This is a genomic window from Bacillus sp. TH50 (assembly GCF_016650565.1).
Classification (GTDB): Bacteria; Bacillota; Bacilli; order Bacillales; family Bacillaceae_G; genus Bacillus_A; species Bacillus_A mycoides.
In genome coordinates this window covers 296,040-311,779 of record NZ_JAEKFM010000008.1, presented here as the reverse complement: position 1 = coordinate 311,779, position 15,740 = coordinate 296,040, and the positions used below count along the sequence as shown (strand labels likewise).

Genomic DNA, 15,740 nt, shown 5'->3' with positions numbered 1-15,740 from the left:
TCCTTTTACATTCCTAAGAGCTTTTTTAACATTTCATTTTCCGCTTCTAATCGTCGGATCTTAGCTTCAGGATCTTCGGGTCTAACCCTTGGTCTACCTAAACCTGGTCCTTTCGCTTTACCGCGTTTTTCTTCTAGTCCTTTGATTCCTTCAGCTTCAAAGTATTTCACCCAACGACTTACAACCGAGTGATGAATACCCAATTCTTTCGCAATGGTTTTATAGCTCATGCCTTCTTTTAAGTATAAATCTATAGCTTTTTTCTTAAATTCTACATCGTAAGTGACTCTAATTTTTCCCATAAAAAAATCCCCTCCATAGTAAACAGGTTAATGTGCTTTCTTTTTCCTGTCTACTATAAGGGGATCATATCATGGAAATGGTTTCCTCTTTTTTAACGGTTCCAATGTACAAAATTAGTCCATTTAACATTTGTTGGTTTGAAATAAAGTTTAATCAAAAATACCTCGCAATCCCAAGTTTTACGATAAATAAAAAGAATCCATTTTGAAAAAAGATTGATCAAAATGGATTTTTCTCCAGCAGATTTTTGTTTCGGTTTTATAAAAAAGTTTGATCATTTTCTGCCTGTATTGCTCCATAATCGCGCCCGATTGCGGAATAATGGAAAATGCAAAAATGACACCTTAGTTATTTTGCTAAAGCTATCCCGTTAATTCAACAAAAAGGGGTATCGTCCCCTCTTATCAACTTAATATGCACACCAAAATACCCTTTCAGCTATTGGGTCACTGGCCGATACCTTTATGAAATTTAACAAAATATCCGTTTCGCTTGCTCCTACATATTCATCTTCATCTACATTATAATATTGAACCACCTCAACCTTATATAAGCCATTTTCTATTTCAATCTTATATTTGGAACAATTTTGATCAGGTAATTTGTGATTTTGAAACTGAGCAGCCATTGTAAGGCAGTCATAATCCACTAAATATAGTTGATTTTCCGTTACTTCTATATACCCTATTGCTTTCCTAAAGCATTTATGAGTTATTTCTTCTGTACCTTTTCTAACCTCTACTCTCCAAGAATGTTCAATTCCTTCCTCAGTCATTTGAAAAACTAAAATATGCCCTTGCTTCATCTCGTCTCCAAAATGTTGCAAGAGATTATCTAACTCCCAATCTTCATCTACAAATGATTCGTATTTATTAGTGTTCGCTACGCCAATAAAATTCGTATCACCAAAGTCCATACAAAACCTCATTTTTCTCTTCCCCTTTGCTCGATGTTTTTTTGACATTGTATCATTTTACTTAGGATAAAATACCAGTTAATTTGAGTTAAAGCTTTCTCAATAGCTTCATCTATAATAATTTCCTTCAAATGTGTTATTCGAGAATATGGCCCTTTAGTGGAGTAACTTTATTGCTACTCAACAGTTCTTTAATCCTCCTTTCAATTCAGACATTCTTTTCACTATAAAAACACCCCTTTAGATAAACAGATCCAAAGGGGCAAAACATCGCAACTTTTTTATAAACACCGTGACTTTATTTAAAAGCGACAACATTTCTTCACTTTCTAATGTATCCTGAGCTACTTTCCATTTTGTCAGCAATCCCCCCTTCCTCTTTCTTGCCAGAATAAACAACAGGTCCAATTTCTTGAACAGAACTAATCGCCATTTGGTGTATCTATTGCTTTGTTAAGTTAGTAGCTGTATTACAGTAATATATATAATTCAATTAGAAAATCTATATTTAAATAAAAATATAATAAATTTAGTTGAATTTATTAATATTATGACTCTACATGTTAATTATAAAGATGGTGTACATATGAGATTAACAAGTGAATGTCTAGAACCTAACACTAGAGATACTGAATTTGCAATTATGTGAGTTAATAACAGAGAAGTGAACTTATAACATGACATTGACAAATCGCCTTTATCAATAGATATAAAGGGTAGAAAAAACGTAAATAAAGAAAAATGAATAGGAAGATCTCTTTATTAAATTAGTAAGTTCATATCAAACCATTTGATATGAAAAAAGCAATGATTTTTAATATTATATACACCCTTTACATGCACAGTTTACATATAAAGCTTATATATAAGCTGTGTATAAAGAAAACGTGTTAAATATGTTAATATGAAATTGATATAGGAACTACAAAACCTTTGTTTTTAAAGGTTTATATATACATCTTATAGAAAGGGCTTATAAATACAGCTTATAAATAAAGCGTATGAATACTTTGTGAAGTTTTTTTACTTAAAATGTTTGTAGTTTGATATTTTTTATAAAGGATTATTCAAAAGAATGTCAAATTAAATAATGAATTTGTAGTTTTATAGACGGTATTGTTAATTACATGAAACCTATAATTGATATATACAATATACATCGTACATATACGTCGTATATATTTATGTTTATATATCAACATTTCGGCCTAACTTAAGACTTATACGCTTTATATGTAAGTGCTGCATATAATGACTTGATATACGCTTTATAATAATGTAATATATTCGTAGGAATAATTAACCAACGTTTTAAGGGGGAGGCAACTTGAACGAGGTATTGAGCGAAAAGTATAAAGTAATTAAATTTCCTGATGAAGTTGTGAACATGTTTGCAGACATTCTTGAAGAAGACGAAATACTTTATAATGTATTTCATTACATAGGATCTGAGGTAAATAAACAATACCAAGAGACGAAATATATGAGGGGTATCTCAATAAATGAAATAGTAGGTAATGTTGTAATTGATAGGAGAGTTAAGAAATTAAAGGGAAAATCGTATTCATTAGAGGTTGAACGAACCAATATATCAAGAAGATCAGCTGAAGTAAGTGTTAGTACATTATCTTCAATGTCATTAATAACTGAAAAGATTATGCATCCTTATAAATTTTTAATCTCAACAATTAGAGGACAGCAGGTGTTAATTGAACTAGGAAGACGTAAACAAACCAATAAATAAGAAAAAGGAGAGATAAAATAATGGCGAAGAACTTTCTGAAAAACGAAGTAGCAGTAAAAATGACAATGGTTGGTTTTGGTCAAGCTGGAACTAGAATGGTAGATAAATTTGCTGAATATAAGCATACGGATGGAACATCTGTGTACAACTGTCTTGCTTTAAATAGTAACGATGGTGATTTAGCAGAATTAAAAAATGTGCCTAAAAGTAACCAAGTATCACTAAAATTAGGCGGACTAGGGAAGAATCCAGAACGTGCTGTAAAAGTACTAGAATCAAATGATGAAGCGAAAGAAAAGTTAAAAGAATTCATCACAGAGCGTGTAAGACCAACAGATGAATTGGTACTATTTTTTGCTGGATTAGGCGGTGGAACAGGTACTTCTACAATCATTAAAGCAATTGAAGAATTCTCGGCTTTTCATAATAAACCTATAATCGCTGAAGAACTTAAAAGTATGGCAATGAAAATTTCTAGAGAGGAATTAATAGCAAATCAACAAAAGTATGCAAGAATTGCATTCAATAATGCAATTGAGCGTAAAGATTTTATTAAAATGGGTATTGTTGTGACACTCCCTGTAAGAGCCGATGGGCCTGATGTACTAAGACAAGTAAATAAATTCTCTCAAGAGATTTGGAAGTTAGCAAATGAACCAGCAAAAGGTGTTGCATTCGTTGTTTTCGCGGATAACCAACATTTCTATGATGAATTTAAAGGATTAAACGAAAATGAGAAAAAAGGTATTGCTAATTCACGAGACTATGCTAATCAGCGCATTGGTGAAATCATCCATGAATTAAATACAGCTTCTAATGGCGCAGGAACATCTGTTATTTTAGATTCTCAGGACTTTAAACGTATTTTATTAGAGAAAACTGGCTGTCTAGTTATTAATAAAATTTCTCGCAATATGAATCAAATTGAAAATAGTAAAGAAATAGTAGATATGTTCTCAGAATCGTTGAAAGGAAGCTCTTTCCACCCTCCTATAGAATTAATGAAAAAGAACGATGATGGTGAGTTGGAGGCTTCTAAGGTGCATCATTTTGGAATGCTTGCAATTCTAGACGAACAAAAGAATATTGATGATTCATTTATGGATGATGCAAAAGTAGAAGTTACGAATACATTACCAATCAACGGTACGGTATTTAATGGGTATTTAATTAGTAAAAATGATTTTATGGGCAGTGTGTATACGTTCTATAAAACTGATGCATTACCGTCCCGTTTGTCTAAAGGTTTAGTTGAAGAATTCAATGAATTTAAAGAGAAGCAAAGTCAAATTCAGTTTAAAAAATCTCAAATTAGTACAATTGAAATGCAAGATCAAGACGATGATTTCAGTATTAATTTTGGTGATTACATCGATATGGGAACTAGTAATGAGGAACCATCAGCAGATGCTGAGAATGATGAAGAATTAGCTGCATTTATGGATCCAGACAAAATGTTTGGTACATCAAAATAAAAAAAAGAGGTCTGGGAATATCCCGGGCCTCTTTTTTATTCTGATGTCATAATAGATTTCATATACTCTATCATATTTTCGTTTAAATAATTCTCTATAAAAAGGTGTTTTTTTGCTAGATCTTCCTCTTTTTTAAACCAACCAACTTTTTTCACACGCTCTTCCTCAGGCTTTTCATTCCAGAGTTTTTCAGCTTGTCTTCTTAACTCTTTACGAGCTCTATGTTCAATTATTATGTTATCAAGTCTCTCTTGTCTTTGACGTTCTTTCATAGCAATTGGATCTTCAGGTTGAGGCAATGCTTTTAATACATTTTCAAATTTCTCTTGGAATTGTATTTCGATGTTTTGTAAATGTGCTTGAACTTTTTGTTCCACCAATTTTTCAATTGTCTCAGCTGCGTCTTGAAAATCAATTTGAGATAATACTTCATTAGAGTGGTTTTCAGGAGATACTGGCCTTAGTTCGAATTGATGCGGCAAAAGTTCGATTATGGCATCTAAAGACCACTTTTCATCCCTTTTCTGTTTTATGAAAAGAGCTATATTTAAATCCAATGAATTATATAGCTTTTCATTTGTATTATTGGTTCTAAGTGTCCCGTGCAATCCCTTCTCTTCTAACGTATTGAACCAATTATAAACAGTATTATGGTGTCTACCTACTAACTTAGAAAACTCTGTTATTCGCCAGGCTTTTTCAAAAGCGTCTTCGTGTAATGAGTTCTCATCATCTACCATGGTTTGTTCTGATTGATTTTCCTGCTTAATCATAATATTACCTCCTTAACAGTATGTAATTGTGCTGATAAATGACATTAACATGAAATGTGAGATTGATATGTTAAGTGTTTTTCGACGATATTAATAGGAATCCCTTCCTTATCTAGTATTAACATGAAAGATAACATTAATATGTTACATTCAAAGTGTTAACAGCACATTAACAAAGTGCGGTTTATTCCCGCTAAATGATAATGTTTTGTTAACTGGGACTTAAAATGCATCAATGTTATATAGGATTAATTAGGTAACTTTGCCCCCTATATCCTTATAAATTGTTGCTATGAGATTGACATTTTTATTCACTTAATATTAATGATAAGTAAATATAACCGATTTGTAAATAAATTATGAGGATATAGCATTGAACTTTCAAAAATAATAGGTATAAATATGATAAAAAGAGTCCATATTACTAATAATTGCAGTATGAGCCTGTTTCATTCATAACACTTGAGAGTATAGAACGGATATCTGTTTGACTAATAGAGGCAGTGTCTCTTTTTAACTGATCCCAAGACTAGTAAAGCAATTTTCGATAATAACTATTATAGGTCTCTATGAACGTTAAATTCTAATTAGATGACTGTATAGGATAGTTAATTTATTGGTTGTTAGTCGTTTGAAACACTATAAAGTACTATTCGCTTTGTTGATTAGCTTCAATGATTATTTTGTAAGTGTAAATCACAAAGAAAAAGCTTTTACTAATAGGATCTATGCGGCCTTTATTAATTGTAAATAATATTCAATCGTTGTGAACCTGGTATATTAATAGCGCTACTAATAAGGATCTACATCAATCAATGTTTTGTTAATGTCTTGTCATTGATAGAATTAAGTATGGTTGATATAAGATTAACAATTGTGTTGTTCTAAGTATTAACATGTTAATGTTTCTTGATATGTCAATCACATTTCTAGTACGTATACGGACCTGTTTCTGTAGAATGTCAATCTTATGTCAATACTTAAAACATTGTTCCTTCAATTACATACCCAAGAGTGGATTTAAAACTTCTAAAGCTTATATTACAAAGTAATTTTTCTCAAATTAAGATAGTATTCTATTGATATGAATTCACTATAATGGACAGTAATTTGCTTGATAGTCTGCATTTTTTAATAATTTTCAGCGCGAATTTCTAGCGATTTATAAAACATGGTTCTTAACTAGTGTGGATTTTCGCATTTTAATTCTCATCCTAATAAAGTTGTAGTTTTATAGATCTGTTGTTAATGTCTTGTCTTTATTAAAACCAATGATAGTTAACATAACATTGATATTTTTTATTCTCTGAGGATTAACATGTTAATGTCTGTTGATGTGTCAATCCCATTCTCGGTATGTATTTAGATCCTACTTCGCGAAATGTTAATGTCATATCGATACTCCATGAGAAGAATTTCTTTATATGAAGTACTAAATCTTCAATTATGCATCTAATGGTAAATCGGGAATCTCTAAGTTGCATGTTACAAAGTAATTCTGATATTACTTTATTAAATACAATCAGATACACTGGATGTAATTTTACTTTACAGTCTATATGTTCTATTAATCTTCCGCTCGAAATTCTCTTATCAATATATAAAGAATGTTTCTTTATATATTGAGGGTTTTTAAATGCTTTGGATTTTTGTATTTCAATTCTCATTCTAGTAAACCTATGATTTATCGATGTATTGTTAGTTTCTAGTCATCATTAATAGTAAGGGGAGTTGACATGAGGTTAACATTTTAATGCTTCCTAATGTCAACATGTTAATGTTTATTGATATGTTAATCTCATTTCTTGTCTGTATTTCAATTCGATTTTGCAATATGTTAATCTCGTGTCAATATCCTTTAGGGGGAATTTCTTTGTATGAAGTACTAATTCTTCAATATTTATACCGATTGTACAGCTTTTTAGAGTAATAGTATCAGTATGTCCAAGATTTAAAGATTACTTACATGTATTTTGAAGTTTTTGCACCTGAACCGTTTATACTATTTGTAGGATTTTCTGCTTTTTTGTCGAATATACTTAATGCAAGGAGGGACATTACATGATTATTAAAGACTATTTCATCAATCTTTCTATTTTTTCTTTACTTGTTAGCGCAGCAATATTTATTCAAGTGTTTACGATTCATTCCAGGCGATATTTTGAAAAATTCTATGGAGGGATCATCGCAGTTACTTTGATGTTCTTTTCGTTTCCGTACATGGGATTTTCCTACGATCTCCGGGCTGTTCCTCTTATCCTTTCTTTTATTTACTTTGGTCGCATTGCTGGTTGGATTACATTAATTAGTATTATTATAATGCGCATCTTTTACATTGGTGGGTATTGGGAACCACCTGTGATGGCTTATTTCGGTATGGGTATTCTATTTACTATTTTTAAAACTTATTTCAAAAGCCTTCATCCATTTAAAAGTGCACCTCTATACTTTTCTGTTTTTGTGGGTATGAAGTGGTTAGTAGGTGTATTCTTTATTACTACAGTGCTTTACACTCCAGGATTAGTATTTATAGCTTTAGGACTTTTAATTGGTGTTTTTCTTATGGAAGCTTACCAAAGATTATATTACTTAACACAGGACTTATCTAAAACGAATCAAAAATTAAAAAAATCGAAGCAAGAACTCAAAGATACCGTACATGAGCTTCAAGGGGGTATCTTTAAATTCAAAAAAACGGATAAACATTTTATACACACTTTGTGTGATGGACAGTTTTATTATCAAAACGGAATTTATTCTGAACGGGTGGTAGGAAAAAGCTTACGTACTATTGATGCTTCTATTATTCCTCCCCATTTAGTTCCACAATTAATGAAGTATTATCTTCAGGCGTGGGAAGGGAAAGAAATTATATTTGAATTACCCTGGCCGAATGATAAAACTATTATTCTTAGTGCGCTTAGACCGATTAAACGAAATGGACAAGTTATTGAAGTTGTTGGTTCTACAGTCGATATAACCGAAAGGAAAAAGGTAGAATCAGAATTAAGGGCAACTAAAGAATTACTGGAATCATTTATAAAACATAATGTAGATGCGATTACCATATCTGATCGGGAGGGACATATTTTACAAGCTAATAAAGCTTATGAAAAGATATTTGGTTGGTCATCACACGAAATCATAGGTAAAAGATTACCTTGTGTGCCTGATTTCTTAATGGATGAATCACTCGGAAATATACAGAAAATTCTAACTGGAGAATCTGTAGTTACGAGATTAGAAACAGTTAGACAACGTAACGATGGAAGCCTTCTTGATGTCAGTCTGACAATTTCACCTATTCTAGATGTAAGGGGAAATGTGATAGCTTTATCTGCAATATGTAGGGACATTTCCGAAAGAAAACAAGCAGAAAGAGAACGGCAACGATTACATCAACAATTAAGAGATAGTGAAATGAAATATCGTGCACTAATTGAACAAGCAACTGATGCAGTATATGTTGTAGAGTTGAATGAGGATCAATTTCCAAGTCGATTTATTGAGGTAAATCCTGTTGGATGTAACAGATTTGGATATAGTAGAGAAGAGCTTCTCTCGATGCCATTTCCCAATAATGTACCACAAGATTCTCCAATTATCATACAGTTGTTAGAAAAAATTAGAGAGGGACAGACTTCTTTCACTTTGCAAGATGAACATATTTTTCCAACCGGAAAAACAATAACAACCGAGTTTAGTGTCCGTATTTTTAACTTGAATGGCAAAAAAGTTTTCTTAAGTATCTCTCGTGATATCACTGAACGGTTAAAAACAGAAGAGTTACTACGGAAATCTGAAAAACTTGCTGTTGTAGGACAATTAGCGACTGCAATGGCTCATGAAATTAATAATCCATTAACCGCAATGAAAGGGTTTATGCAATTACTAAAATCAACAGAAAATGAGAATAATCAGGGGTATATAAATATAGTATCATCAGAGATTGAGCGTATAGAAAGTATTACAAATGAATTTATGACGGTAGCTAAACCACAGGTGGTAAAGATACAACCTAATGATATTAGTGTGCTAATGGATCAAGTTTTAATGCTACTGCAACCTCAAGCAATGATGAATAATATACAAATTAGAATCGATTTTACACCTGGTATTCCATTGATTCCATGTGAGGGAAATCAATTAAAACAAGTATTTGTTAATATTTTAAAAAATGCAATTGAATCCATGCCAACGGGAGGAGGAATTTTGATTCAAATTGATAAATTTGATAATGATCAAATAAGCATTCGCTTTATAGATCAAGGGTGTGGGATTCCAAAAGAACGTATACCATATCTAGGAGAACCTTTTTACAGTATTAAGGAAGAGGGGATTGGCTTAGGATTAATGGTCTGTTATAAAATTATCGAAACACATCAAGGAAAGGTATTTATTGAGAGTGAAGTAAATAAAGGAACAACAGTTGAAGTTACTCTCCCTATTTGTACAATTCAAAAGTAATACCTTTCTTTACAGATTTTCCGAACGGGAAAGCCCATCCCCTTTAGGGGTGGGAGTGTCAATAACTGCTCTTTTTTAGTTTCCTGAATAGCTCCTACTATACTGTTCATGGTTTTGATACAAAAATTCTAAGACTCTTGCAAGTAGTCTCCTGAACTTGGATTAGATATTGCAGAATTATTGATTGAAATGCACAAGGAAGAACGTGTTGTGAGGGATCGCGCAGACGGCAAGCAGGGAAGTCAATTTTGGATTACGCTTCCCATCGTATCAGAAAAAAATAGGACGGCTGAAAGACTTTTGTAACATTTATGTTATAAAAGTGAAAGACCTTCTTGCTAACATACTACTAAACAGTATGTTACAGGAGGTTTTTTACTTTATGAAAAGAAAATATGTCTGGTTTATAGGTGGTTTGATAATTGTAATGGGGATTTTATGGTCATTGTTCCGACCAGAGAAATTATTTATTGATAAGCACGTGAATGAAGCATTGCCACAAACAGAGGTACAATCAATTGAAGCAAAGCAACAAAGTGATCGAGTAATAAGTGAAGGACAGTTTCAAAACGGTGTCCATGAAACAACTGGAACGGCAAAAATTCATCAATTAGCAGATGGAAAACGTGTTTTAAGACTTTCTAATTTTGCAACATCTAATGGGCCGGATGTGCGAGTTGTATTAGTTCCTACGAATCGTTTGAAAAATAATGAAGACGTGAAAAACTATCCGTATATTGAATTGGGAAAATTAAAGGGAAATAAAGGAGACCAAAACTACGAAATTCCTGAAGGGGTAGATGTAAGTGTATATGGTTTAGTTTCTATTTGGTGTAAGAGATTTAATGAAAACTTTGGTGCTGTTTATTTTAAAAAATAAATATGAACATAAAAGTGAGTTTGTGTAACACAAGTATAATTCTATAGAGAAAGAAGGTAATTAATATAGATTAGAAGATTTTTCATACCAATTCCATTATGCGGAATTGGTATTTTTATTGCTCAATATTTCCAGTTTGTTACCTTACAACTGTGATTATGGAATTTCTTTTCTAAACGGACCTCCAGAACTGTTTATAAACAGTTCTGGAGGTCCGTTTCAAATTAACTTTCTTATCATAATATGAACTTATTCATCAATATACACTGGGGAGTTGAAGAATATGATTTTTTTAATTAAATCATATACGACGGCCGAATGATCACTATTCACAAGGTACATTGAAAGATAGGACTGAAAAGCGGAATTTTTTGCTATCAAATTGGTATCAGTGAATTACCTATATGCGGTGCCATTCTGACATTGGCACTTATCCAAAAATGGGGAGATTTAGGGCCTTCACTATTTTGGCTTCCATGGGGAATAGCATTTGGGCTAACGACTATCGCTTACTATCAAAGAAGGCGAGGACAGTGTAAATATTGTAGAAGGTTTTAGCATTATTACTTTTTAATAAAAGGAGTTGTTCATTCACGATGTCAAATACTGAGAAAAAAAGCGAAACCGGAATTCATACTTTTAGATGGTTATCATTATGGCCCAAATGGATTGGGTATACGGCGGTTGTTTGGTCGTTGATGTATTTGATATTAGGTCAGTATTGGGCCTTGGGAGGAAAGGGTTTTCCATTTGGAATCGGAGATCCACAATCTGAATACTCAATGCTAGCTGGTCTGAGGCCTGAAACCGGTGCACCTATAATGGTTGGATTTGGATTAATGGGAGTCATTGTAGCTGTCATGATGATTCGTGGCTGGGGCAAGGGACTTTTACGAATAGTATTACTTATGTTTGTGTATATGTTAGTAGCAATTCTATTATTTGCAGTTATTGACTACCGTGTCTTGGCGTCAGCAGCATATGGATTTATCTTTTTGATTGGAGCACCATTTGATTTTCCGCATGGAGTGAAATTTTTTGAGCAGATGATGTACTGGACGATTGTAAATCAATATATTAGTATGCTAGGAGCATTTCTATGGAGTGCAACTGCTTTAGTATATCAACGCCAAACACGAAATGCTTGTCCGTATTGTGGCCGAAATAGTAATCCCTCTAAATGGACATCACAATCCTCAGCAGCATCTTGGGGGAAATGGTGCACTTACATTGCCATTATAATTCCTATCTGTTATTCCATAACAAGATGGTGTTGGGCGATGGGCATTCCACTGGGAACTACCAAAGAACTACTTGAATCTTTTGAACGTGATTCACCTGGAATTTGGTTAATGGGTGCGTCCTTGGCTACCGTAGCTCTCGGAGGGACAATTCTTACGTTAGGGCTTATTCAGCCCTGGGGAGAAATTTATCCGCAATGGTTTCCATTTATTGCTGGTAGGCGTGTACCTCTTTCATTAGCGATTATTCCTGCTTCACTGGTTTCCATTATGGTTACTTCAGCAGGTTTGATGTACATCCAGGGGGTTATTAATAAAGGGGGTCTAGATCATAGGGGATGGGCATTGGAAGGTCCAGAGTTATTATGGCCAATTTGGGGAGTGGCTCTGTTTGGTGCTACGATTGCTTACTATTATCGGAGGCGTGGTACGTGTAAATATTGCAAACAGGTTATAAAGTGAAACTTTAATCAGTGCGGGAGCATACTGTCCTTGAACAGCAGGTTAAATACTGAGTTACAGGAAAACAAAAATCTTTTATTACCTAATTTTGAAGATAAAAAGAAAAAGCACAAACCGGATGGATAGTAATATTAAAAAAATAAACAAAAAGAGAAGAACCCACCAATGTTCTTCTCTCTTTTTATGTGTAATTAGGGTTTCCATAACTGCAGATATGGATGGTGTAAATTAATGGATGAATAATTTACTCTTAAAATTATAACAGAACAAATAAACGATTAAACTTTATTTCAAATCCACACGTATATCGTGCAGTAGATTCAGAGGCTAATACAATTGATTTTATCTAAGTAAATCAGGAGATAAACAAGCAGCCAAGCGCTTTTTTATATATTTCTAATTAACATTTTTGCACCAGATCCCACAATAGTATAGTATTTTACAAAGTTTACCCGTACTCTTCAAATTTTCAAAAACTTTGCAACAGAACCTAAAAACTTATCCGTAGATAGGTAGGTTTCTTGTTTATATTTATCTTATCTTGGAGGATATTTTTCCAGAGTAGCCCCTCATAATCAGAATCGTTTCCGTACGCCCTATTGATTTACTTCTTTTGCTACAAGGGCAGCATATGCTTCTGCACCGGCTTTCGTTAAATGTATGCCATCCGGTTCAAAGTATGCCGTATTTCCGGCACTTGCTGAATGCCAATCGACTAACACCACATTTTTGTAAGTTGATGCTGCTTCTTTTAACTTCTACGTTGTTATTGAAAGTATTAATGAAGATGATGACTTTGTTTTTGAAGATAGAAAAGTTAAGCACTCATAATGGATGATTTGTTCTTTATTATATATAAATTACAGAATGAATAATAATCTGTTAAAATTAAACAAAAAAGTATATGAGAAATTGCAGGTGAGAAACTTTGGATTTAATTCGAAAATTAACTCGTATTTATGGCTTAGGGATTTGTTGTGGGTTGTGGAGTAAAGCTGAAGTAATTCAATGGTGTGATAAATTGATTGAAGCAAGTGACAGTCCGCCATATGAAATAATTGAGATATCCTTAATGTCTAACGCAAAGATAGATGATATTAAAGGGAAGTTATTTGAGTTTAGTAGCACAGTTGATGAAGAATACACTGTTAAATTAACTCTTTCCGTCATCCATAAAAAACTAAAAAAACAAGAACTGACGATTGAAGAATCAATTAAATGTACCACCAGACTTTTAGTTAACAGGGGGTTGTATTGGGAAGCTAAATATTTTGATTTATATAGTCTGGATGATAGCTATTACTTAGCTAAAGATGGTGTTCATTTTGATTTAAGCGAGGTTATTAATACATATATTGAAACGTTAGGCGTTTACAGTAAGTATTTTAGGGGATTTGAAAAGCTGTATTTTAAAGTAATGAAAAATGAGTGGGTTAGATAACAAGAATTGAAGAAACATTATTTAGTAACAAGAAGGCTTGTCCGTAATCATATTAATAATACAATGCAAAAGCTAGGGTTAAAGGACGTTCACAAGCAGTTGTTGAACTTCTTCGTATGGGAGAACTTGAGTTATAATAGATAAAGCCGACTTTTGTATAAAAGGTCGGTTATTTTTCTGTTTATATTTTGAAGTGAACCTTTGAAGCGGGAAAAGGTTCTTGAACTTAAAAAAGTAGGTATCTCAAATTTTGAGATAGAAGATATGAAGAAAGGGGAAAATCCATTATTGCGTGGTTTTGTAAAAACTTATCGGATGGTACTTATTTAGAATTGGATAAGCCATCGGGTACAGTGAAGAAAATCTATAATGATTGTAATACAATGCTTGAGGAAGCATTAAAAATAACCCTCCTTTAATATGGTGAGATATTCAAGATAGATATCTTTGAAATTCATGAATAAGAAGGTGCAAATATGAAGTTGTATTTTAAAGATATTGAGATAGGTGAAATTAAAGATGTTTTTGTAGATATGCCATGGATGTATGGAACAATCCGTTTATATGAGAATAGCAAAACGTTTCAAAAATATTTTCGCGAGATGGTAAACGAAGATAGTGCGTTTAACTTTGAAAGTATTGACCCTGAATTTCTGGATGACGAAAATTGGTCTGTTTTTGATGAGAGTGAGAAACAGTATTTGGGAATTGATATTCCTGCTATTCATATGGAAGATACAACAATTGCATGGCGTTGGAGATAAGAACTATGATCTTTTGCTAGTGGTTAAAGGACATTCACAAGCAGTAGTTGAGCTTCTTCGTATGGGAGAACTCGAACTATAAGAAAGAAGCCGACTTTTATACGAAGAGTAGGCTGTTTTTCTGTTAATCTTTTGAAGAAGCTGTATTTTTCAAAGAAACTTTAAAATAATAGTATAAAATGCTTGATAAATTGAAAGGGAAATATGAAAGGGTTGATTTTTAATGCATATACTAAAAAAATTAAATGAGATTTTTGTATTAGAAACCCAGGAGCCGCCAGCAACTAAAGAAGCCATTCAAGAATTAAAAAACTTTTCCTCAATAGATGTACCTTTTGATTATTTAGAGGTAATTCAACATAGTACTAATGCAGAATTTAATGTGAATAATGAAATATATATACGCATTTGGGGTCCAGCTGACTGTATAGAGATAAATGAAGCACATAATATTCAAAAGTATATACCAAATTCATTGGCAATTGGTGCAAATATTAAAACAGATGCAATGAAAATGGATATATCGATTCCAATGCTTATGGATGAAGGGAAAAAGGCTTTATATGTAAAAGCGAATAATGTAAAATCACTATTACAATTAGCTGGCATTCCTGGTGATAGTTTTTCTACTCTAGAAGGAAAAGTTATCAAAATGGATATGAAAGATTTAGGAGAAGTAGATACAAAAGAATCTACGAAAATCCAAGAGAAAGTACAGAAATCGTTATTAGATGCAATCAAAGCGCTTCCTGAAGACAACTTTACAAAAGAAAAAGATGTATATACTGTGAAATTAACAGGTAAAGATTTAAAAGCAGTGATTGAAAAGGTATTTGATGAAATGTCTACAATGAAAAACTTCACTGGAACAAAACAAGAAATTGCAGACTTTAAGAAAGAATTGGAAGGTGCAAACCTTGGTAAATCTTCTGTTTCTTTAATTTATACAATGGATGGAAAAATAATTAAAAAACAGGATGCAGCAATTCATTTCGAAGCAAAAAATCCTAAAGATGAAAAAGAAACATTTAAATTTGATATGAATATTCATTCTGATATCAAATCTATCGATAAACCAATCAAATTCACATTCGATACTTCTGAAAAGAACATTGTTCCAATGGATGAGTTGCAAAAAATGATTGGTGAATTTATGAATCAATTCATGATGAATGGTGAAATGGATGGCGGGAAAGTAACTCCTTTTCAACCAGCTCCAACAGAACCTGCAGCATAAAAAATACCCCTTAAGGGGCATAGCCACATCGCTATCA

At 32.6% G+C, this 15,740-nt stretch carries 12 protein-coding genes and 4 pseudogenes; 12 read left to right on the top strand and 4 right to left on the bottom strand.

Going from position 1 to position 15,740, the window contains the following annotated elements; all coding sequences use genetic code 11:
- Positions 1-5: 5 nt before the first annotated feature.
- On the bottom strand, positions 6-302 hold the full coding sequence (locus tag JFU23_RS29565) for a transposase (RefSeq protein WP_002170592.1): 297 nt from the start codon (positions 300-302) through the stop codon (positions 6-8).
- Positions 303-373: 71 nt separating this feature from the next.
- Between JFU23_RS29565 and JFU23_RS29560 the strand changes: the two genes are divergently transcribed.
- Positions 374-511 (top strand): hypothetical protein, encoded by a 138-nt coding sequence (locus JFU23_RS29560; RefSeq protein ID WP_201033473.1) that lies wholly within the window; start codon positions 374-376, stop codon positions 509-511.
- Between the two features lie 201 nt (positions 512-712).
- Here the strand turns inward: JFU23_RS29560 and JFU23_RS29555 are convergent, their stop codons facing one another.
- Positions 713-1,219 (bottom strand): hypothetical protein, encoded by a 507-nt coding sequence (locus JFU23_RS29555; RefSeq protein WP_201033546.1) that lies wholly within the window; start codon positions 1,217-1,219, stop codon positions 713-715.
- 1,327 nt (positions 1,220-2,546) lie between these two features.
- Between JFU23_RS29555 and JFU23_RS29550 the strand changes: the two genes are divergently transcribed.
- Both JFU23_RS29550 and JFU23_RS29545 read left to right on the top strand, forming a co-directional pair.
- A complete protein-coding gene (locus JFU23_RS29550) occupies positions 2,547-2,963 on the top strand; it encodes a hypothetical protein (RefSeq protein WP_002106934.1) in 417 nt (138 codons plus the stop codon).
- A 20-nt stretch (positions 2,964-2,983) separates the two neighbouring features.
- Positions 2,984-4,438: an FtsZ/tubulin family protein gene (locus JFU23_RS29545; RefSeq protein ID WP_033728762.1), complete on the top strand. Its 1,455-nt coding sequence runs from the start codon at positions 2,984-2,986 to the stop codon at positions 4,436-4,438.
- A 35-nt stretch (positions 4,439-4,473) separates the two neighbouring features.
- Here the strand turns inward: JFU23_RS29545 and JFU23_RS29540 are convergent, their stop codons facing one another.
- A complete protein-coding gene (locus JFU23_RS29540) occupies positions 4,474-5,211 on the bottom strand; it encodes a terminase gpP N-terminus-related DNA-binding protein (protein WP_002204183.1) in 738 nt (245 codons plus the stop codon).
- Positions 5,212-7,272: 2,061 nt separating this feature from the next.
- Between JFU23_RS29540 and JFU23_RS29535 the strand changes: the two genes are divergently transcribed.
- From JFU23_RS29535 to JFU23_RS29525, 4 genes and pseudogenes are all read left to right on the top strand, one after another.
- Positions 7,273-9,678 (top strand): PAS domain S-box protein, encoded by a 2,406-nt coding sequence (locus JFU23_RS29535; RefSeq protein WP_201033472.1) that lies wholly within the window; start codon positions 7,273-7,275, stop codon positions 9,676-9,678.
- Positions 9,679-9,834: 156 nt separating this feature from the next.
- A pseudogene (locus JFU23_RS30785) lies at positions 9,835-9,984 on the top strand (sensor histidine kinase); the annotation flags it as partial.
- A 76-nt stretch (positions 9,985-10,060) separates the two neighbouring features.
- Positions 10,061-10,558 (top strand): DM13 domain-containing protein, encoded by a 498-nt coding sequence (locus tag JFU23_RS29530; RefSeq protein ID WP_063225858.1) that lies wholly within the window; start codon positions 10,061-10,063, stop codon positions 10,556-10,558.
- Between the two features lie 596 nt (positions 10,559-11,154).
- Complete coding sequence (locus JFU23_RS29525) at positions 11,155-12,261, top strand: hypothetical protein (RefSeq protein ID WP_201033471.1); 1,107 nt, start codon at positions 11,155-11,157, stop codon at positions 12,259-12,261.
- 596 nt (positions 12,262-12,857) lie between these two features.
- Here the strand turns inward: JFU23_RS29525 and JFU23_RS29520 are convergent.
- Positions 12,858-13,019 (bottom strand): annotated as a pseudogene (locus JFU23_RS29520) (acyltransferase family protein); the annotation flags it as partial.
- A gap of 170 nt (positions 13,020-13,189) precedes the next feature.
- On the opposite strand from JFU23_RS29520, the gene JFU23_RS29515 reads away from it, so the two are divergent.
- The 5 genes and pseudogenes from JFU23_RS29515 to JFU23_RS29490 all read left to right on the top strand — a co-directional run bounded on the left by JFU23_RS29515 (position 13,190) and on the right by JFU23_RS29490 (position 15,703).
- Positions 13,190-13,702 carry a protein kinase gene (locus JFU23_RS29515; RefSeq protein WP_201033470.1) on the top strand — a complete coding sequence of 171 codons (513 nt, stop codon included), beginning with the start codon at positions 13,190-13,192 and terminating at the stop codon, positions 13,700-13,702.
- A gap of 36 nt (positions 13,703-13,738) precedes the next feature.
- A pseudogene (locus tag JFU23_RS29510) lies at positions 13,739-13,839 on the top strand (hypothetical protein); the annotation flags it as partial.
- Between the two features lie 138 nt (positions 13,840-13,977).
- A pseudogene (locus tag JFU23_RS29505) lies at positions 13,978-14,121 on the top strand (YrhA family protein); the annotation flags it as partial.
- A 57-nt stretch (positions 14,122-14,178) separates the two neighbouring features.
- Entirely contained in the window at positions 14,179-14,466 is a 288-nt protein-coding gene (locus JFU23_RS29500; protein ID WP_078177177.1) for a hypothetical protein, read from the top strand.
- A gap of 223 nt (positions 14,467-14,689) precedes the next feature.
- Positions 14,690-15,703 carry an SMI1/KNR4 family protein gene (locus JFU23_RS29490; RefSeq protein WP_242483564.1) on the top strand — a complete coding sequence of 338 codons (1,014 nt, stop codon included), beginning with the start codon at positions 14,690-14,692 and terminating at the stop codon, positions 15,701-15,703.
- Positions 15,704-15,740: the final 37 nt, after the last annotated feature.